Below are 20,838 nucleotides of genomic sequence, written 5' to 3' on the forward strand. Positions count from 1 at the left end.
TTAACTATTTGAATAAATGGTATTACGCTGCTCTTTCTGCGATCGCAGAAAAAGCAGATTTTTTATGTAAACTTTCCTAACGGAATTTAGCAGGCGTTAGCGTTCGCAAAGCGTCTCGTAGACAAGCTCGCCGCAGGCATCACTATCCTAAGTTTTTAACCACTGTGACTTTAATCGGTCAGTAAGTAAAGTGGGTCAAATTAAATATAAAACCTCACCCTCAATCCCTCTCCTTATTATTGTCGGGGTCAGCCGGAGGCAGGGTGAGGTTTTATCTTATGTTTAATTACGCCTACGTACTTAAAGCAACAACTTAAGTTTACAAAGTTTTAGTCAATTATTCAGTTCACACTGCATAAGTAAGTCGGCGCAAATAATCATCACTGGTTTGTAGTTCCGCTAAAGCGCAAGAGGGCGCAACTACGAGCCAAATACAAAGATTTTACTTTTTGTTACATAGTTTGGTTTTTTCTCGCCGATCTACTTATATAAGTCTCGTTACATCTAAGTTTGGGCTGTTATCTCATCTAATTTAGAATGTAATTCTTATGTGAATACACGTACAAACTCTCGCCATAAAATAAAATCGCCAGTAATCTAAGTAAATAAGCTACTGAGGAAAACACTGTTCGTAACCTGCTTAAATAACTAGAAGACAAAACCAAAAGCCAATTTTAAAGCTTTAGTCATTTTTATTACTACTTATATCTGCGATCGCTGCGAGAGGTTGAAATTTTACCTGTCGTAATTGAGGCGTTATGTACAACGCTGAAACTTTTGCGTTTGCAATTGAGGATATTTCCACTGTTAAAATTCACTTTTTTTAAGAGACAAACCTCATGAACTCATTGACTCAATTTCTGAAGCAAGGCGCATTTGCATTGTTAGGTTTAGGACTAGTAACTGCTCCTGCTCATGCTGTTAACATCACTACCACTAGCAATGCCAATGTTTTAGTTAACAGTATTTTGGGTTCTGGAATCACCGTCTCAAATGTTACATATAACGGCGCATCTGTAGCGTCTGGAACTTTCACAAATGGATTGTCCTCAGGAATTGGCATAGACACAGGCATCATTCTCACTTCCGGTAATGCTAACCTTGCTTGTGGGCCAAATACTCAAGATGACGCCACAGGCAACAATGGCTTACCTGGAGATGCTAACTTAAACAGCTTGATTCCAGGATTTAATACTTTCGATGCAAGTACTCTCAAATTTGATTTTATCTCGGCTACAGGCGATCTCTTTTTCAACTACGTCTTTGCCTCGGAAGAATACAACGAATACGTCAATAGTAATTATAATGACGTATTTGGCTTTTTCTTAGATGGAGTTAACATTGCTGTGCTTCCTGGAACCAATACGCCAGTTTCTATTAATAACGTTAATGGTGGCAACCCATTAGGAATTAACGCCCATAATTCTCAGTTCTTTATCAATAATGATTTATCAGACGGCGGTCCATTCTTCAATCTTCAATATGACGGTTTCACTAAAGTATTTACTGCCAGCGCTAAAGGACTGAGTGCTGGAAAGCACACCATTAAACTGGCAATTGCAGATGCGGGAGATAGTGTTCTTGATTCTGCTGTGTTTATTCAAGGTGGTACTTTTTCTGCCCAACCACCAAAAAGTGTTCCCGAACCCACTACTATGTTAGGGATTTTAGGATTCGGTATCTTTGGTGCGACTTCATCCCGAAAACGCAAACAGCAAAATAACGCCGTAGCTAAAGGCTAAATTTATCATCAGGTTATTGTGATATTCGCTGTGTGTGCGATCGCCAGACACAGCATTTTTTTGTGATAACGCTTGAACCAAAGCGATGGCTTTGCCAACGCCAAGGGCGATCGCGGCTTAAAATGAGCTTGGTGAAAAACTAGAGTGTTAACTGGATAAAGAAAAACTATCCGCTTGTCTAGACAAGCTTTTCAGAATCGGGGTTGCAGCTAAAACAGCCAAGCTGCTTTTTAAGGAATTACTAAGGGAGTTATGTCCCCGTCCGGTGCTACAGTGAAAGGTGACATTGCTTATTCTTATGTCTTCTCCGACCGGATCTGAAATATAGCTTCAATCATTAGGCGCAGCATGGTCACAACCGCAGAAAAAACAAACATTGGCTACATTACCCAAATCATTGGCCCAGTTGTAGACGTTAAATTTCCCGGCGGGAAATTGCCACAAATCTACAACGCTTTGAAAATCGTTGGCACCAACGAAGCTGGACAGGAAATCAACATCACCGTTGAAGTACAGCAACTGCTGGGCGACAACCAGGTGCGAACTGTTGCGATGAGTTCCACCGAAGGCTTAGTGCGCGGTTTTGAAGTCACCGATACAGGCGCTCCTATCACCGTACCAGTTGGTAAAGCGACTTTGGGTCGAATTTTCAACGTCCTTGGCGAACCTGTGGATAACAGGGGTCCTGTAAATGCTGAGGCAAGTTTACCCATCCACCGCTCTGCTCCCAAATTCACCGACCTGGAAACCAAACCTTCGGTGTTCGAGACTGGGATTAAAGTTGTTGACCTTCTGACTCCCTATCGACGCGGCGGTAAGATTGGTCTATTCGGCGGTGCTGGTGTTGGTAAAACCGTGATCATGATGGAGTTGATCAACAACATCGCTACCCAGCATGGTGGAGTATCCGTATTTGCTGGCGTGGGTGAACGCACCCGTGAAGGCAATGACCTTTACAACGAAATGATTGAGTCTGGGGTAATCAATAACGAGAACCTCAACGAATCAAAAATTGCTCTAGTCTACGGTCAAATGAACGAACCACCCGGAGCGAGAATGCGGGTTGGTCTTTCGGGATTAACAGTAGCAGAATACTTCCGGGATGTGAACAAGCAGGATGTGCTGCTGTTTATTGATAATATCTTCCGGTTTGTGCAAGCAGGTTCGGAAGTATCCGCGCTACTAGGTCGGATGCCTTCTGCGGTAGGATATCAGCCCACATTGGGAACCGACGTAGGTGAACTGCAAGAGCGGATTACCTCGACTACAGAGGGTTCCATTACCTCGATTCAGGCAGTGTACGTACCTGCGGATGACCTCACCGACCCCGCACCTGCTACCACCTTCGCCCACTTGGACGGAACCACAGTACTGTCTCGCGGTTTGGCATCTAAGGGAATTTATCCCGCAGTTGACCCCCTTGGTTCAACTTCCACCATGCTTCAACCAAATATTGTCGGTGAGGAACACTACAATACAGCCCGGGCGGTGCAATCAACTCTGCAACGTTATAAAGAACTCCAAGACATTATCGCCATTCTCGGTCTAGATGAATTGTCTGAAGAAGACCGTCTAATCGTAGCGCGGGCGCGGAAAGTTGAGCGCTTCTTGTCTCAGCCGTTCTTTGTAGCAGAAGTATTTACCGGTTCTCCGGGTAAGTATGTGAAGTTGGAAGATACCATCAAAGGCTTCAAAAAAATTCTGTCTGGTGAGTTGGATGCTTTGCCAGAACAGGCTTTCTACTTGGTTGGCGATATTAACGAAGCGATCGCTAAAGCTGAAAAAATGAAAGGTTAGTCATTAGTCATTGGTCATTAGTCATTAGTTCAACCGCTAATGGCTAATGGCAAATTGCAAAAGACACAGGACAAAGGACAAAAGACAAATGACATTAACCGTTCGTGTAATTTCCCCAGACAAAACAGTATGGGATGCCCCAGCTGAAGAAGTAGTTTTGCCTAGCACCACTGGTCAACTAGGTATCCTGACTGGACACGCACCACTTTTAACCGCCCTGGATATCGGTGTAATGCGAGTTCGCGGCGCGAAAAATCAGAATTGGGAAGCGATCGCTCTTTTGGGTGGCTTTGCAGAAGTCGAAGAAAATGAAGTGACAATTTTGGTTAACGGCGCTGAACGTGGCGACAAAATTAACCTTGATGAAGCCCGTACTGCTTATAATCAAGCAGAAACAGCACTGAGTCAAGTTTCAGGAGACGATCGCCAAGCCCAAATCAAAGCAAATCAAGCCTTCAAACGCGCCCGCGCTCGGTTTCAAGCTGCTGGCGGTTTGGTCTAATTTTACTTTTTATTGCAACTTTGTAGGTTGGGCAATGTCCAACCTACAAATTTTTATTTATAGCGGTTCTCAGTTGAGTGCGGTACAGACCTAACCCCCAACCCCTTCCCTACGAGGGAAGGGGAGTAAGACTCAAAGCCTCTCTCCTTTTAGGAGAGAGGTTTGGAGAGAGGTTAAAACTGTACTGCACTTAAGCAAAAACTGCTATATTAAATTTTAAAAAAATTACGCCAAGTTTAAGAAATCGAGGCAAGCGCTGTTGAAGTGATAACTTAGCTAATTAATTGCCCAAAGTGGCAAAAATTATGAAAAGCTTTTCTTCTTTGCTTGGTACTCACAAACAAAATAAAGTAGCTCGTTTTGCAGCCTCTATTGCAGCAACCTTAGCGATCGCTTCGCTAACGTCTTTGACGAACGCTGGTAGTATTCATTCTGCCAATGCTACCCCGATAAAAATAACTACTGCAAAAGAAATTACTTCAGAATCAGCCCAACTAAATCAGAATACACTAAATATTCCCCAGTTACAAATTAGCAAGACTCAATATCAAGCTGCTGGAATTGATGGTTTTGGACTGGTTCCCATCCTACTTGTTGGCGGTTTCGTCATATTCGTCCCCCTATTCTTTGGCGGACTTGTAGTAATTGGTGAGCGTGAAGTTGGGATTGTGGTAAGGAAATTTACCCTTTCTGGGCGTGGACTCCCTGCCGGTAGTTTAATTGCCCTTAACGGGGAAGCCGGCTTGCAAGCTGATACTTTAGCTCCTGGTTGGCATTGGGGCTATTGGCCTTGGCAGTATTCTGTAAAAAAAGAGTCGGTAATCGTGGTTCCTCAAGGGGAAATCGCTTTAATTGTAGCAGCAGATGGCGCATCCAACCCACCAGAGCGGATTTTGGGTAAAATCGTCAATTGTGAAAACTTCCAAGATGCCCGAAAATTCCTTACCCAAGGTGGGGAAAAAGGGCGACAAATGAGCTTTCTTACCGCCGGGACTTACCGCATCAACACGGCGCTGTTTAAAGTGATTACAGCTGCAAATGCTAACGCTCATGGTATGACTGCACAACAGTTGCAGATTTATGAAATAGCCGCAGAGAAAGTTGGTATTGTTACTACTTTAGATGGTTCAGCGATCGCAGCTGGTGAAATCGCTGGACGCATCATTAATGGGCATGATAATTTCCAAAATGGTCAAAAATTTATCGACGCTGGCGGACAACGGGGTTTACAAGAACAGGTATTATTATCAGGTTCGTGGAACCTCAACCCTTGGTTAGTACATATTGAACAAGTCCCGATGACGGAAATCCCTATCGGTTATGTGGGTGTAGTGATTTCTTTCGTAGGTAAAGAACATCAAGATGTCAGTGGAGCAGCTTTCACCCACGGAAATTTGGTCAACCAAGGACATAAGGGCGTTTGGGTTGAGCCATTGTATCCGGGGAAACACCCGCTCAACACTAAGGTGATGAAAATTGAGCTAGTCCCGACCACAAATATTGTCTTAAACTTTACTGAAAGGATTACCGGAAAACACGGTTATGATACAAACTTGCAGGCGCTGAAACTACTATCATTTGACGGTTTTACCTTTGATTTAGAGATATTCCAAATTATCCACATTGGTGCTTCCGATGCGCCGAAGGTGATTTCTCGCTTAGGTTCGATGCAAAACGTCATCGACCAAGTTTTACGTCCAATTGTGGGTAATTATTTCCGTAACTCGGCTCAAGAGTATACTATCTTAGATTTCTTGACTGCGCGAAGTGAGCGGCAAGTTGAAGCCTCAGAATACGTTAAATCTGCCTTGCGTGCTTATGATGTGCAAGCGGTGGATTCATTAATTGGTTTGATTACTCCGCCAGATGAGTTAATGCACACATTGACAGACCGGAAAATTGCTGAAGAAAAACGCAAAACTTACGAAGTTCAGCAGATGGCGCAAACCCAACGTCAGCAGCTTGTGCGGGAGACAGCACTAGCTAATATCCAAGAAGAAATGGTGGAATCAGAGCAGAGTGTACAAATTGCTGATTTGAAAGCCCAAGCCCAAATTAAACAGGCGAACGGTGAAGCCGAGGGGACAAAACTCCGCGCAATGGCTGAGGCTGAAGGGATTCGGGCGACAGGTAACGCTAAAGCTGAAACTTACCAAGCTGGTGTGGAAGCCTTGGGGTCGCAAGGTTATACAGCTATGCAGTTAATGCAGATTATAGGCGATCGCAATGTCCGCTTAATACCAGATGTCTTAGTTAGTGGTAATGGTACTAATAACGGTTTAGTGGATGGGTTACTATCTCTGATTTTATGGAATCAGACTGGTAAAGGTGAATTGACACCAACACCTTTGCATCCGCAACCATTAGTTACCAAAGCCCAACCAACCTCAGAAAACGGTCTACCGCCGATAGTTGTGAATTTTCCTGTAGATAAGTCAAATTAACGTTAAAAGGGGCGGTTAGGGACTTCCAAGAAATAAATTATCCATTTTGTGGGGTGGGCATCTTGCCCGCCCTAAATCTGGACGGGTGAGGACACCCATCCTACAAGAGATTTATTTTTTGGAGGATGCAAATTAAAAGATTTTTAGCTTATTCGCCTTGGCTGTAACTCTGACGGAGAAATTTTGCTTTTACAAGAACGTTATCGTTTACTCAAGCAAATTGGTAAAGGGGGATTGTGTAAAACCTTCCTCGCTGTAAATGAGGGTCAGTTTCCGCCAATTCCTTGCGTTGTTCAAGAATTATCGCCGGAATCCGAAACATTTAAAACTTTTCAGCAAAAGGCGCAACAGCTAGAAGAATTAGGGAATCATCCGCAAATTCCCGCTTTGTTGGCTTATTTTCAGCAGAATGGGCATTTTTATTTAGTGCAAGAATTTATTACAGGCACTAATTTAGCTCAGGTGGTTGAGGAGGAAGGGGCTTTTAATCAAACTCAGATTTGGCAACTTTTAGAAGATGTCTTGCCGGTTCTTCAGTTAATGAGCGATGCCTGCGGCGGGCTACGCCTACGCCACATTATCCACCGCGATATTAAACCCCACAATATCATCCGCAGATCCCCAATTACAAAAAAGGGAGATTTCGTCATAGTCGATTTTAGCACTGCGAAAATCGTTACAGAAATCGACTCGCTAATATCCGATACCAGTATTGGCAGTCCAGAATACGCTGCACCAGAACAAACCAAGGGAAAAGCCGTTTTTGCTAGTGACTTATATAGCTTGGGTGTAACTTGTATTTACTTACTTACTCAGATTTCTCCCTTTGATTTATTTGATATTGCCAATGATTGTTGGGTTTGGCAACAATATCTTACTACTAAGGTGAGCGATCGCTTGGCACAAATCCTCAACAAGCTGCTGCAAAATTCTGTTAATCGCCGCTTTCAATCAGCCGATGAAGTTATGCAAGCAATGGGTATACAATATAAAACTCAAAATTTGAAATTACCAAATCCTCCTCAGCAATGCTTGCATACCTTAACTGGGCATTCTCGGACATTGGGTAGTGTGAATGCCCTTGCCATCAGCCCTGACGGTTATACTCTAGCTAGTGGTAGTGATGACAAAACCATCAAGTTGTGGGATTTAAATACTCAAAAAATCTTAGGTAGCTTATCAGGACATTCCCATGCTGTAAAATCAGTTGCTTTTAGTCCAGATGGTCAAATTCTCGCTAGTGCTAGCGATGATAAAACTATTAAATTATGGCAGATTGAGACATTAAAAGAAATTTGCACCTTATTGGGACACTCCCACGCTGTAAAATCAGTTGCTTTTAGTCCAGATGGGCAAATTCTCGCTAGTGCTAGCTGGGATAAGACAATTAAACTCTGGGATGTCAAGACTGGTAAAGAAATTTGCACCATAACTGGACACCAATTACAGGTAAATTCAGTAGCATTTAGTCCCCAAGGACAGATTTTAGCCAGTGCTAGTTATGACAGAACGATTCGGCTGTGGCAGATACCTGCATTAGAAAGTTTCCCAACAGAAATTCAAAACCGCCCATGCTATAGCTTGTTAAGCACCCTTTCGGGTCATGCATGGGCGGTTTTGACAGTCGCTTTTAGTCCTGATGGTCGAATTTTGGCGACGGGTAGTGATGATAACACTATTAAATTGTGGGAGGTAAACAGTGGTCAGCTAATTTGCACACTTGTGGGCCATTCTTGGTCTGTGGTGGCTGTGGCTTTTACTGCCGATGGCGAGACACTCCTAAGTGCAAGTTGCGACAAAACGGTTAAACTTTGGAGGGTAAGCACAGCAGAAGAGATTATGACTCTCTCTGGTCATGTAGACTCAGTATCTGCTGTTGCTGTAAGCCAAGTTAGACAATTAATTGCAAGTGGCAGCAAAGACAAGACTATCAAACTGTGGCAGCTTGTAGAATAGCGCGTAGGCGTAGCCCGTCGTAGACATCGCTAATATTGTAATATCAGGCGCTACCTGTGAAGGCAACTTCTGGAAATTTCAACTGCGCTTCTGCCATTGGACGGTTTCTGCCTTCCTCTTGCCAGTAGTTAATCACTTCTGTTGCTTTGTTAAGCAACTCGACACGATCCACGTCAGTAATCCAATGTTTGGACTCTAATTCCTTCTTTAACTCTTCCCAAGCATCATTTCTGGGCCAAAAAAAGTACTTAGTCAAGGGACTGGTGCCTTTACCGACAATTTGATCGACTGCTAGAGCAACGTTTTCGTCTAACCACAGAATTTTCAATATAAACTTGGTCAATCACACCTCCGGGAATTTCCGGGCATTACTTAATTACGATAGCGATCGCTTATTCTAACGCAATACTCATCAAATGACCAAACATTCAGGAATTGCGAGTGGGGAGTGGGGAATTTAACTCAGTACTGTTAATGTTTAATTTTTAATTCGCAGCGTAGCGACGTGACTGCCACAATCTCCAACAACATCTAGTTCAGAGATCGCTACTTAGTGTTAACCCTAGTTTCTCCTCGACTTGGCGAAGGGTGGTAATTTTTTCCGCAATGTCATTGTGTACTAACATAAAGTGTAGTCGGGGCTAACTAAGGGAATTCCAAGTAAAAAATATTACCAAACTAAACCTTATCTAAGTTGAGAACCGTAGTTTTCACCCTCTCTTTAAATCCCTCTCCCTCTCTCTGGGAGAGGGAGTTTGAAATTCTGGCTCCCCGAATCCCAGAGAGAGGGATTCGGGGTTGGGGGATGAGGGCAAATCCTTTTCATCATGGAAGAACTATAGGTTTCAAGATAGACGTGGTTTAACACAAAAATCTTCTCTATTTCTCTTCCCTCTGTGTTCTCTGCGCCTCTGCGGTTCGTTCATTTGGATATATTTATTTCCTAGACATCTCTAAAGATGCTTATGACTGCCCAACTGCCCCAATCTCAAATAACATCTAATTCAGATTTGTATGAGCAAGACTTTTACCTGTGGATTCAAACCACAGCAGAACTGCTCAAACAAGGTCGGCTCACAGAACTGGATTTAGAGAATTTGATTGAAGAAATTGAAACGATGGGCAGAAGTGAAAAACGGGCATTGGAGAGCAATCTGGAAGTATTGCTGATGCATCTGCTGAAATACCAAATTCAAACTGAAAGGCGCTCAAAAAGTTGGCAGTACGCAATAAATATTGGAACACCGCCGACGAGTCCAAAAGGCACTCAAGGAAAGTCCGAGTTTAAAGCCTCACTTTGCTCAGATTTTCGATGAAAGCTACCAAACCGCTAGACAACTGGCTGTAATTGAAACTGGATTAGCCATTGCAACCTTCCCCGAACAATCTCCCTTTACACTAGAACAAGTCCTCGACTCTGATTTTTTCCCCCAGTCATAATCTCACGCTCTGGCTGGGATGAATAATCAGTAAAAGCAAGCCATCGATCAGGCGATCGCAATCTATTGGCATAATATCTCCACCATGCAGCAAATCTCGCGTAGTCACAATATGAAGCAGCGTTGCGATAAACATTCGCGCTGCAACTTCTGGGTCAGCAAGTTGAAGTTTAGGATGAGTAGCAAAGTATTGGGTGATAAAGTCAAGATTTGGTTTCTCAACATTTTGGAGAAAAACACGTCCTAGTTCTGGAAAACGACCTGATTCAGCAATGACAATTCGGAAAAGTGCTATATCTTGCGGGTTTTCAGCAGCACAGTTAAGCATTTTAGTAGCATGACGTTTCAAGAATACAACGGGTTCTTCTTGGGATGAGGGAAAGTCTTGTTGCTCAAAAAAGTTGACTTTCTCCGCCATTCGTTGGATTAAAGCGCTAAATAATGTCTCCTTATCGGCAAAGCGTCGGTAGACTGTGGCTTTAGAAACCCCTGCGGCTGCCACAATTTTATCGATCCTGGCTCCTGCATACCCATGCTCCATAAACTCCTGCATCGCTCCTCGCAGGATCGCTTCAGTTTTTTCTGCGGATAACTCCCGTTCAGTACTCTTAACAAAGTTACTCATCACTCAATTTTTCCGCTTTGCTCGGCATCCACTAATACTATTGACTGATTTTTATCATAACCTATTGACAAGACGAAACAGTTTTGTTTTACTAAAATGAAACGAAACTGTTTCGTTTTGTTTGAGATAATGCGATGAAAAGGTCACAAAGCTGCAAAAGGTAGGTTGAACTATGCGATCGCCATTACAAATACATGAAACAAATGATCTGCCGATTGTGATTCTTGGGGGTGGTTTTGGAGGATTGTTTACAGCACTGCATCTCAGGGATTTACATTCTTGTCCGATTATTTTGATTGACCAATCGTGGAGCTTTGTTTTTAAGCCACTGTTATATGAACTGCTTACTAGCGAAGTCAAACTAGAGTTGATTTGTCCCCGCTACGATCAATTGCTGCAAAATAGCGGTATTACCTTTGTGCTTGGTACAGTACAGGCGATCGACCTGCATCAAAAGCAGGTTAGGCTCAACTCTGGCTTAAAATATTCCTACAGTCATTTGGTAGTGGCATTGGGCAGCACTACAAGCTACTTGGGCATACCTGGGGCAAAAGAACATACCCGATCATTCCGCACAGCTTATGACGTGTTTGCATTGGCACAGCACTTAAGAAACCGCTTGCAGCTTGCAGCTCAAACCGAAAACATAGAAGAACGGCAGGCAATGCTTACTGTTGCTATTGTGGGTGCTGGTGCATCTGGGGTAGAAATTGCGGCAACACTGGCGGATTTATTGCCAATTTGGTACATACCTTTAGGTGGAAAACCGGAGGATATTCGGATTGTGATTTTGCAGCGTGGCTCTGAGATTCTCAAAGAGTCCACAAGCGATCGCCTGCGTGAAACTGCACAGTTGGCACTAAAAGCGCGAACTGCCCCCGTTGAGGTGTTGTTAGAATCTGATGTAAAAGCGGTTCATCCGGGAGCCATAGAATTTGAACGCAATGGACAGCTAGAAAGATTAGCAGCCGCTACAGTAATATGGACAACTGGGAATGCGACTCATCCAGTGATTGACTCGCTTCCCATTGCGCCTGAAAATCGGGATAAACACAATCGCCTGATGGTGAAACCGACTTTGCAACTACCAGAATTTCCAGAGGTATTTGCCGCCGGAGATTGTGCAATCGATCCGTTGAATCCACAGCCTGCGATCGCTCAGGTTGCCTATCAACAAGGAGCAGCGATCGCTCACAATATTAAGGCGATCTTGTCCGGGAAAGCTCCTACTCCAGCCAGCGTTAATTTACGCGGTACGTTGATGAAATTGGGACTGCATGAGAGTGCTGTGGAAATTTTTGACCGTTATGAGGTAAAAGGCAATTTAGGTCAAGCAATTCGTTTAGCAACCTATCTCGAACTTATGCCGACTCCAGCCCTGAACTTTGTCAAGCGGACGGGATGGTTTACAGAGGAAGTTTTGAAGCAAATTACTCGTGTATAAAGCAGTAACACTTTAGAAAAGCATAGTTTGATGAATAGGTTCTCCTCGGCTGAGATTACAGCATCCCCCCAATTTCCAACTCCGATTATTGAACAACCCGATCAAACTCACCTCATCTATAGACTCGACCACGACCAGATTGAGAGTTTGTCTGGAAGCCTTTTATTTGTGGCTTGTGTTTGTATCGCAGCAGTCTTCTTCTATATGGGATTTAGGGTTGGAAAGCGGCATATAAGACATCACGAACTAATGGCAATCCGACTGCGGCAAATTCAATTCTTAGAGAGAATTTGGCAAATGACAGATGAACGCAGAGACTAAATAATTCGTAATTCGTAATTCGTAATTCGTAATTCGTAATTATTTTTTTTAATGCCAATACAAAGCAAGCAAACCTTTTGGGATGGTAACTTTGACCTCTTTATTGATTAAAAGTCAAAATTTTTTATTCCAACCCTGCCAAAAATAATCTAAAACTTGACTGCTGTAAATTAAAACTTTGTGCAATTTATACCAATTTTAAAAATCTTTGCGACAGATTCAAACCTAGAAACCCAAATTTACGAATCTTGACGGAGTTAAATATTTTATGTCAGTCGATCAGCCAATTTCATCTGGATCTTTTGATCAAAGTCACGATTTGAAAAGTAATCCTGTCAAAGGTTCCGATTCAATTGTAGCAGAGCCGATTCCTACTAAAGAAACCTCTACTAAACCCCCTAAAAAGCGGAAAACATGGCTTACAGGAATACTTGCCATTGTTGTACTTGGGGGTGTGGGCTTTGTGGGCTGGCGATTCTTAGGCCACCGAGAAGCCCCACCACCACAACTACCGCCTCTGCCGGTTAAGGTGCAAACTATGGAATCGAGTCAAATTCGGTCTACCTCTGAATTTGTTGGCACCCTAGAAGCCCAGCAACGTGTTTCGCTGCAACCGCAAACTCAGGGGCGAATCGAACGCATATTTGTAGCCAGTGGCGATCGCGTCACCAAAGGAATGCCAATTGTATCTTTAAGTTTAGATCAGACTACGGCTAATATCTCCAGTGCTGTTGCTGTGGTTAACTCGAATCGTGCGGCTGTAACAACCGCCCAAGCACAGCTAGAAGGCAAACGAGCCGATGAAGTTAAAGCCGCCGCAGATGTGAAATTACAGCAAGTGCAGTTCCAGCGAACCAAGATACTTGTAACTGAAGGCGCACAGGCAAGGCAAGAACTCGATATTGCTAAAAACAAACTAGATGCAGCGATCGCCACCCTAAATACTGCCCAAAAGCAGGTAAATGCCGGACAAGCCAGCATCAATCAGGCACAGTCCAACGTGCAGCAAGCCCAGGCTCAAGTTGCCTCAAGTCAAGTTAATCAGAACCAGAAGCAGATAGTTGCACCACTTGATGGTATAGTCGGTGATTTCTCCGTCAAAGTGGGCGATTATGTGAATACTGGCGGCAACTTGACCACAATTACCAAAAACGATCTCCTGGATATGCGAATTTCGGTGCCGTCTAACAATGCTGCTCAACTGCGTCAGGGATTAGCTGTGGAACTACTGGATGCCAATACAGGTAAGCGTTTGACCACTGGCAGCATTAACTTTATTGCGCCGCAAGTGAGTACAGCTGCCCAATCTATTTTAGTCAAAGCTCGATTTACTAATTCAAATGGCAAATTGCGGGATGGGCAATATGTTCGCGCCCGGATTATCTGGAGCCAGCAAGCGGGGATTTTGATTCCGATTCAAGTCGTGAATCGCATTGGCGGACAGAGTTTTGTCTATGTGGTGGAAGAAAACAAGTCAAAACAAAAACCGCAATTCGTTGTGCATCAAAAACCTGTGAAGTTGGGTGAAGTGCAAAGCGATCGCTACCCCATCTTAGAAGGAATTAAAACAGGCGATCGCGTAGCGGTGTCTAACATTCTCAAACTCCGAGATGGCGCACCCGTCCAACCACAACCTTAAAAACCTCCCCCCTCTCTCCTCCCTCCTCCCTCTGCGTACCTCTGCGCTTCCCTTTGCGTCCCTACCCTGCGGGAAGGCGAAGCGCCTATGCGTTTAAAATCCAACCCTTAATTATACAACCATGTCGATCGCAGACAATTTCATCCGGCGACCCGTCTTATCAACAGTTTGCACCATACTAATCTTGCTGATCGGTGGCATCTGTATTCCCTTGCTGCCGATTAACAACTTACCAGAAATTGCCCCTATTCAAGTACAAACCTCCAGCGTCTATATTGGCGCAGATGCCCAAACCGTTGAAGATACCGTATCAACCTTGGTTGAGCGGCAAGTAAACGGGGTTGAGGGGATGCAGTACATGACTTCAACCAGTAGTAACGACGGCTCCAGCACCATTTCAACTCAGTTTGACCCAACGAGTAACCGTAACATTAACCAAGTTAACGTGCAGAATCGAGCCGCGATCGCCCAACCAACCTTACCTGAGTCTGTGCGGCAAACTGGACTGACCACCCTAGCACGTTCTAACAGCATTTTGCTAGTTTATGGCTTCTATGCCGAAAATAGCGAGTACGATAACATCTTTTTGAGTAACTATGTTGACCTCTACATCACCGATGCCATCAAGCGCGTCCCTGGTGTAGGAGATACCAGACTGGTTGGGGAACGCCAATATGCAATGCGGCTGTGGCTTGACCCAAACGCTTTAGCCAGTCGGGGCTTGACGGCAACAGATGTCAGCAGTGCGCTAATTTCTCAGAATGTGCAGGTGGGGGCAGGGTCGATCGGTCAAGCGCCCACAAAGGAAAATCAGAAATCGAATTTTCCGCTCCGGATCAATAGTAGATTAAAAGATGTCAAGGAATTTGAGAACCTGGTGATTAAGTCCCAAGCCGACGGGACACTGGTTAAACTCAAGGATGTGGGACGAGCCGAGTTAGGAGCGCAGGACTATACAACTTCGGCACTAGTACAAGGCAAAGCCGGCGCTGGGATGTTGATCTATCAACTACCGGGTAGCAATGCGCTGAATACTGCCAAAGCCGTGGAAGCCAAGATTGCAGAGTTAGAGAAAAACTTTCCCCCCGGTTTGAAAGCCGTCATCGCCTACGACACCACCAAGTTTGTGGAAGTGTCAATTGAAGAGGTGGTCAAGACGCTGATGGAAGCGATCGCCCTCGTAGTGCTGGTGATTTTCGTCTTTTTGCAAGATTGGCGGGCGACGATCATTCCGGCGATCGCTGTTCCTGTATCCTTGGTTGGTGCATTGGCGTTTGCTTATGCCCTGGGCTTCTCACTCAACACCTTGACTATGTTCGGATTGGTACTAGCAACGGGTTTGGTGGTAGATGATGCGATCATCGTCGTCGAGGGGATTGCTGCCAAGATGGAACAAGGCTTAGACCGCCGGCAAGCTGCTTTTGAGGCGATGGAGGAGCTTTCAGGGGCAGTAATTGCCACCTCCCTGGTGTTGATGGCAGTATTTATCCCGGTGTCCTTTTTTCCGGGCGCGACCGGTATTATGTATCGGCAGTTCGCACTAATCATTATCTTTTCCATCGGCATTTCTTTATTCAATGCCCTGAGTTTCACCCCTAGTATGTCTGGACTGTTCCTGCATCATGCCGAAGGTGAAGGGCGAGGGCCACTGGGCTGGTTCTTTCGTCAGTTTAACCGGGGCTTTAGCTGGGTGCTGAAGCAATACGAGGGTCTGACCAAGTTCCTGATCCGTATTCGCATGTTCGTAGTCGGGGTATTTATCCTCGGACTTGCAGCAACGGTGTTTATCTATATGTCCGTCCCCAGTGGATTTGTGCCAGATGAGGATCAAGGTATTATCGTCGGTCTGATTCAGGCTCCCGATGGTGTCTCCCTCGCCTCCACCGAAAAACTGACGCAGACTGTGTATAAAACCCTGGAAAAAGAAGTGCCAGAGATGGCAGCGTCTCTGGTGATTGGCGGCTTTGGTCTAAACGGCAATGGACCCAATCAGGGGACATTTTTCTTTAACCTGAAAGAGTGGAAAGACCGCCAAGGTGAAGAACATACAGTTAAGGCGATCGTGCAACGGCTGAATGGCATCTTCGCCCAAAATCAGGATGCGTTGATCTTCACCTCCAACCTCCCCGCCGTCTCTGGCTATGGCGTGACGGGCGGCTTTGAATTTCAACTGCAAGACCGCACCAACGGACAACTGAGTATCGATCAATTTCTGGCGATCGCGCAACAGCTAATTGCCAAAGCCAATCAAAACCCCGTCTTGCGTCAAGTGTTCACTCAATTTACCGCCAGTACCCCCCAGTACCAGATTGACATTGACCGCGATCGCTTAGAAGCCCTTGATGTCGATTTTAGTCAGGCAATGAATACCCTGGGCGCTTACATGGGTGGGAAGTATGTCAATGATTTTACCTTCTCCCAGCGCAGCTACCGAGTATATATCCAAGCAGATGAACAGTTTCGGAACTCTCCAGACAATATTGGTCAAATTAATGTCCGTTCCAGAGGTGGTAATTTGGTGCGACTGAATGAAGTCGTCAAAGTGACTCCGATTACAGGGCCGCAAACCATCAGCCACTTCAACTTATTCCGCTCAATCAAGATTCAAGGCAGTGCAGCCCCCGGTTACAGTTCTGGGCAAGCAATTGCGGCGATGGAGCAGACATTTAAGGAGATTGACCAGCCCGGTTTGGGTTACGACTGGACAGGGATTTCCAGAGAAGAAGCCAAGTCTGGCGGACAAACGATTCTGATCTTTGGTCTTGGTATCGTGGCTGTGTTTCTCATCTTGGCAGCCCAGTACGAAAATTACATCGACCCAATCATCATCCTACTAACTGTGCCGTTTGCGATTTTAGGCGCGTTGTTATTCGTCTCAGTGCGCGGGTTGGTCAACGATTTGTACTGTCAGGTGGCGTTGGTGATGTTGATCGGTTTGGCGAGTAAGAACGCGATTTTGATTGTAGAATTTGCCAACCAATCGCGGTCAAAAGGAATGACCATCGCCCAGGCTGCACTCCATGCAGTTGAACAACGGTTCCGCCCGATTTTAATGACCACAATTGCCGCCCTCTGTGGGTTCATTCCCCTAGTAGTGTCATCCGGCGCGGGTGCAGCCAGCCGGATATCCCTCGGTACGGCAGTGTTTGGCGGCTTATTCGTCTCCGTGATCATGAGTCTGCTGCTAGTGCCTGTGCTTTATGTGGTGATCAAAAATCTCACAGACTTTGGCTCTAAAGGTAAATCTCCTAAGCCATCCCAATCGCCTGAACCTACTCCTGCTGGGAAATTAGCCTCTTTGAATGGAAAGAGTCAAGGAACAGTCGTCAAGTTTCAGGGAGATGCCCTTGCTTGACTGCTTGAGAGCGATCGCATCCTCATCAATACCGTTCCGATAAGCTCTTGAGGAAAGAAGGTTATTGTTCAGCAATTCTTCTCTTCCCGAACTCCCCCAAGAGCCTGCCTCAACCAAAAAAGTCCTTAATCGAAGGGTATTGCATCGCACCCCAACAAAACAATAGCGCCCACCTAAATACAGGCAGGCGCTATTCAAATAATTTAAATTCAGCGATAAAATATAGTGAAATGAATTAATAGCTTTTCACTATTAATTGAGTACGATTTAATTGATTACACAGCACTGCGACGATTTAGCAAGTTCCACAAGAAAACAGCGACAATCGCACCAAGAACCGCTACTGCAATACCGGGAATGCTGAGTGTAGGGGCGGCCAATGTCAAGGTTCCTGTACTGAAGAATACACCCAAACTACCACCAACAAAAGCACCGATAATTCCTAATAATATTGTTCCCAGAATTCCGCCACCTTGATGACCGGGGTAGATAGCTTTTGCAATAGCACCAGCAATAAGACCTAAAACAATCCAAGCAAGAATATTCATTGTTTTTATTTGAGCAACGTTTTTTACTGACAAATATACAATAGCAATCCAAATATTGACATTCAATCTACCAACAGAATCAATTATTAATAGCCTTGAGGATGAATGCTGTTACTTCTGGTGATATACCATAGACTTGTGCAACAGCTTAGTACATCACTGGTAGATAGAAATACTTCTTCTTTGCCCGCCACAGTTTTGCACCACCCATGACCTGAATTGTCAGTTTCTGGGATCGGGTTAGGAGCAGGATTGAAAAGATTAGCGATCGCTTCTCTCAATTCTTGCACCTTTACATAGCAACTGTATCTCTGGTAAGAGAGATGGCAAAAGATTGTAAAGATATTTTTAAGCAAGTTGACTTATTTTGGAAGTATCCTTTAAGTGGCAGTCTAATAGTTGGAATTGTAGCGTTTAAACGCTACTAAATAAGTGGGTCAAATTAAATATAAAACCTCACCCTCAATCCATCTCCGTGAGTTCGGAGAGGGAAGCCGGAGGCAGGGTGAGGTTTTTTCTTATGTTTAATTACGTCTACCTACTTATACCATTTCTTTGTGAGGCTGCGCCAAACCCTCTTAACTTCTTCTTTCTTTCTTTCTTTCTTTCTTTCTTTGTGTTCTTTGCGAACTTTGCGGTTCGTTTTTCTTTCTTGTACTTAAATCTGGTTTAGCGCATCTTTATACAGAATTGGTATTACCTCTATAAATAGACTATTCTACCGTTACAGATTTGGCCAAATTTCTTGGCTGATCGACATCCAAACCGCGACGCGCGGCAATATGATAAGCCAATAATTGCAAAGGAACTACGGAAAGAATCGGAGAAAGTAATTCTTCTATATAAGAGACGGGAAGAAGATCGTTAAAGATTTCCGCAGCTTCGCCATCGTTGACGGGAGTCACGCCAATTAACCGAGAATCTCTGGCTTTGGCTTCTTGAGCATTAGAAATAACTTTTTCGTACACACTACCAGGTATTGCGATCGCAACTACTGGTACTTTCGCATCTAATAGAGCGATCGGGCCATGTTTCATTTCTCCAGCCGGATACCCTTCGGCATGAATATAGCTGATTTCTTTTAATTTCAACGCCCCTTCCAAAGCAATAGGAAAGTTAATTCCTCTTCCCACAAAAATGAAATCTTTGGTTTCGGCGAATTCGTGGGCTAGCTGTTCAGTTAAACGTTCTTGAGTTTCCAAAGTTGCCTCAATTTCTTTAGGAATTTGCCGCAACCCATTAATAAGTTTCTCTAAAATATCTTTTGAAACTGTTTGACGACGAGCTGCTAAATCCAATGCCAAAGCATAAAATGCCATCAATTGAGCGGTAAAAGTTTTCGTCGCCGCTACCCCAATTTCAATTCCTGCTAAGGTACTGATGATATGGGGTACCAAATGACCAAGGCTACTTTCAGGCCGATTAGTAATACCTAGTAATCGCGCTTGATATTTAACTTCTTTTCCTTGGCGACGTTCTTTTTCCATCGTCAAAGCTGCTAGGGTATCAGCAGTTTCACCTGATTGGGTAACGCCAATAATCAACGTGTTAGCCGTTACGGGTGATGGTGCATAGCGATACTCAGAAGCGTAATGTACCTGAGTTGAAATTCCTGCTAGTTGTTCAAGTAAATATTTACCAATTAATGCTGCGTGCCAACTCGTACCACAGGCGACGATCTGAATTTGTTCTAAATCGGTGTAGAAATCTTTAGGTAAACCAAGATTGATTGGCGATTCGCTAGATTCGCCTGGATTAAAATAAGCCTCTAAACTAGCTCTTACTACCCCTGGTTGCTCATGGATTTCTTTGAGCATGAAGTGTTTGAATCCCTGCTTTTCTACCATTGCAGGGTTGAAGTTGAGCAGCCGGGGTTGTTTTTTCAACCTGTCGCCAGCAAAATTGTAAATCTCAACGCCCAAAGGTGTGAGGCGGGCAATTTCGCCATTTTCTAAAGGTAGCACTGCACGGGTGTAGGCAACGATCGCAGGCGTATCAGATGCACAAAAGAACTCCCCTTGCCCAAAACCAATTACCAAAGGTGCTTGCTGGCGAACAACAATCAATTCATCGGGGTAGTCAGCAGAAATAACTGCGATCGCAAATGCCCCTTGCAAGTGGTTAACTGCTTGGCGAATTGCCTCTAATAAGGGGGATGAGGCAGATGAGGGAGATGAGGGGGGAATATTCTTTAAAAATTCGGCTATCAGGTGGGGAATTACTTCTGTATCGGTTTCAGAAAGAAACTTGTGTCCTTTTCCTTTGAGTTCCTCGCGTAAGTCGCGGTAATTTTCGATAATGCCATTTTGCACCACCGCGACTCGCTTTGCCGTATCCATGTGGGGATGGGCATTATACTCTTCTGGTTTACCATGAGTTGCCCAGCGTGTGTGACCAATACCAATCTGGGCAGGGGCTTCTATTTGTTCGAGTTTAGAACGCAAGTTATGCAGTTTGCCCTTTGCCCGCACACAATTAACCTTACCTTCCCAAACAGTAGCGATTCCAGCCGAATCGTAGCCCCTGTACTCTAGTTTTTCCAGCCCAGCCAGTAAAATGTCTGTCGCCGCTTGAGTGCCTATATATCCAACGATTCCGCACATTGTTCACACCACTTTTTTTCAGGATGATTAGATCCAGTATAGTTGGTAGCATAAAGTAGACGTTTTGCAAATAAAAAAGGGAGTAAATTACTCCCTCTGCCACTAGGTATTTTTAAAAATGCTTGCTATTAAGAAACTTTAGGAATTACGCAAGAACCCTCTAAAACTCCTATTCCAACTCTTGGATACGCTGCGCGAACGTGTGCTTCTCTAACAAGACGCACTCGCGGTCGCGGTTCGTTTTTCCCTAATTTTGCGTAAGTCCTGACTTTAAAAGTTTTAAACACTGAGTTCTGAGTTCCGGGTGCTGAGTGAAGAATCAAGAAATTGTTTTTTTGATTTACTTCTTTGACCTCAAAACTCAGAACTCAGCGAGAACTCTGAGCAAGGCAAAGGCTTGGGCTTCAACCCTTCTGGAAGAAC

The 20,838-nt window shown here is 44.4% G+C and carries 16 protein-coding genes; 11 read left to right on the top strand and 5 right to left on the bottom strand.

The genetic code is table 11. The features are described from left to right. Window positions 1–839: 839 nt before the first annotated feature. From V7K32_RS08300 to V7K32_RS08320, 5 genes are all read left to right on the top strand, one after another. Entirely contained in the window at window positions 840–1,742 is a 903-nt protein-coding gene (locus tag V7K32_RS08300) for a choice-of-anchor L family PEP-CTERM protein (RefSeq protein ID WP_334992044.1), read from the top strand. Between the two features lie 348 nt (window positions 1,743–2,090). Then, window positions 2,091–3,539 (top strand): F0F1 ATP synthase subunit beta, encoded by a 1,449-nt coding sequence (gene atpD, locus V7K32_RS08305; protein WP_334992046.1) that lies wholly within the window; start codon window positions 2,091–2,093, stop codon window positions 3,537–3,539. 88 nt (window positions 3,540–3,627) lie between these two features. Beyond that, a complete protein-coding gene (atpC, locus tag V7K32_RS08310) occupies window positions 3,628–4,041 on the top strand; it encodes an ATP synthase F1 subunit epsilon (RefSeq protein WP_334992048.1) in 414 nt (137 codons plus the stop codon). A gap of 305 nt (window positions 4,042–4,346) precedes the next feature. Further along, window positions 4,347–6,485, top strand: a complete 2,139-nt coding sequence (locus V7K32_RS08315) for a flotillin family protein (protein WP_334992049.1) — start codon at window positions 4,347–4,349, stop codon at window positions 6,483–6,485. Window positions 6,486–6,668: 183 nt separating this feature from the next. Then, on the top strand, window positions 6,669–8,441 hold the full coding sequence (locus V7K32_RS08320) for a serine/threonine-protein kinase (RefSeq protein WP_334992051.1): 1,773 nt from the start codon (window positions 6,669–6,671) through the stop codon (window positions 8,439–8,441). 43 nt (window positions 8,442–8,484) lie between these two features. Here V7K32_RS08320 and V7K32_RS08325 read toward each other — a convergent pair whose 3' ends face one another. Then, the gene (locus V7K32_RS08325; protein ID WP_069071048.1) at window positions 8,485–8,784 is read right to left on the bottom strand and encodes a 30S ribosomal protein PSRP-3; all 300 of its coding nucleotides are present in this window, start codon (window positions 8,782–8,784) and stop codon (window positions 8,485–8,487) included. Between the two features lie 622 nt (window positions 8,785–9,406). Between V7K32_RS08325 and V7K32_RS08330 the strand changes: the two genes are divergently transcribed. Both V7K32_RS08330 and V7K32_RS08335 read left to right on the top strand, forming a co-directional pair. Next, window positions 9,407–9,757: a DUF29 domain-containing protein gene (locus V7K32_RS08330; protein WP_334992053.1), complete on the top strand. Its 351-nt coding sequence runs from the start codon at window positions 9,407–9,409 to the stop codon at window positions 9,755–9,757. Further along, window positions 9,678–9,881 (top strand): DUF29 domain-containing protein, encoded by a 204-nt coding sequence (locus V7K32_RS08335; protein WP_334992055.1) that lies wholly within the window; start codon window positions 9,678–9,680, stop codon window positions 9,879–9,881. Before V7K32_RS08330 ends, V7K32_RS08335 begins: the two co-directional genes overlap by 80 nt. On the opposite strand, the gene V7K32_RS08340 is transcribed toward V7K32_RS08335, so the two are convergent. Beyond that, on the bottom strand, window positions 9,876–10,505 hold the full coding sequence (locus tag V7K32_RS08340; RefSeq protein WP_334992057.1) for a TetR/AcrR family transcriptional regulator: 630 nt from the start codon (window positions 10,503–10,505) through the stop codon (window positions 9,876–9,878). The two genes, V7K32_RS08335 and V7K32_RS08340, sit on opposite strands and share 6 nt — an antisense overlap. Before the next feature lie 172 nt (window positions 10,506–10,677). On the opposite strand from V7K32_RS08340, the gene V7K32_RS08345 reads away from it, so the two are divergent. The 4 genes from V7K32_RS08345 (at window position 10,678) to V7K32_RS08360 (ending at window position 17,264) form a co-directional block, all read left to right on the top strand. Beyond that, window positions 10,678–11,949 (top strand): NAD(P)/FAD-dependent oxidoreductase, encoded by a 1,272-nt coding sequence (locus V7K32_RS08345; protein WP_334992059.1) that lies wholly within the window; start codon window positions 10,678–10,680, stop codon window positions 11,947–11,949. A 30-nt stretch (window positions 11,950–11,979) separates the two neighbouring features. Beyond that, window positions 11,980–12,270: a hypothetical protein gene (locus tag V7K32_RS08350; protein WP_334992061.1), complete on the top strand. Its 291-nt coding sequence runs from the start codon at window positions 11,980–11,982 to the stop codon at window positions 12,268–12,270. A gap of 268 nt (window positions 12,271–12,538) precedes the next feature. After that, window positions 12,539–13,909 (top strand): efflux RND transporter periplasmic adaptor subunit, encoded by a 1,371-nt coding sequence (locus V7K32_RS08355; protein ID WP_334992063.1) that lies wholly within the window; start codon window positions 12,539–12,541, stop codon window positions 13,907–13,909. 121 nt (window positions 13,910–14,030) lie between these two features. Then, window positions 14,031–17,264 carry an efflux RND transporter permease subunit gene (locus V7K32_RS08360; protein ID WP_334992065.1) on the top strand — a complete coding sequence of 1,078 codons (3,234 nt, stop codon included), beginning with the start codon at window positions 14,031–14,033 and terminating at the stop codon, window positions 17,262–17,264. A gap of 275 nt (window positions 17,265–17,539) precedes the next feature. On the opposite strand, the gene V7K32_RS08365 is transcribed toward V7K32_RS08360, so the two are convergent. From V7K32_RS08365 to glmS, 3 genes are all read right to left on the bottom strand, one after another. Next, window positions 17,540–17,812 carry a GlsB/YeaQ/YmgE family stress response membrane protein gene (locus tag V7K32_RS08365; RefSeq protein ID WP_069068080.1) on the bottom strand — a complete coding sequence of 91 codons (273 nt, stop codon included), beginning with the start codon at window positions 17,810–17,812 and terminating at the stop codon, window positions 17,540–17,542. Window positions 17,813–17,898: 86 nt separating this feature from the next. Next, window positions 17,899–18,102, bottom strand: coding sequence for a hypothetical protein (locus tag V7K32_RS08370; protein ID WP_334992067.1), 204 nt, complete (start codon window positions 18,100–18,102; stop codon window positions 17,899–17,901). A gap of 423 nt (window positions 18,103–18,525) precedes the next feature. Beyond that, window positions 18,526–20,415 (bottom strand): glutamine--fructose-6-phosphate transaminase (isomerizing), encoded by a 1,890-nt coding sequence (glmS, locus tag V7K32_RS08375; protein ID WP_334992069.1) that lies wholly within the window; start codon window positions 20,413–20,415, stop codon window positions 18,526–18,528. Window positions 20,416–20,838 lie beyond the last annotated feature (423 nt).

This window comes from Nostoc sp. (genome assembly GCF_036917635.1).
GTDB lineage: Bacteria > Cyanobacteriota > Cyanobacteriia > Cyanobacteriales > Nostocaceae > Nostoc.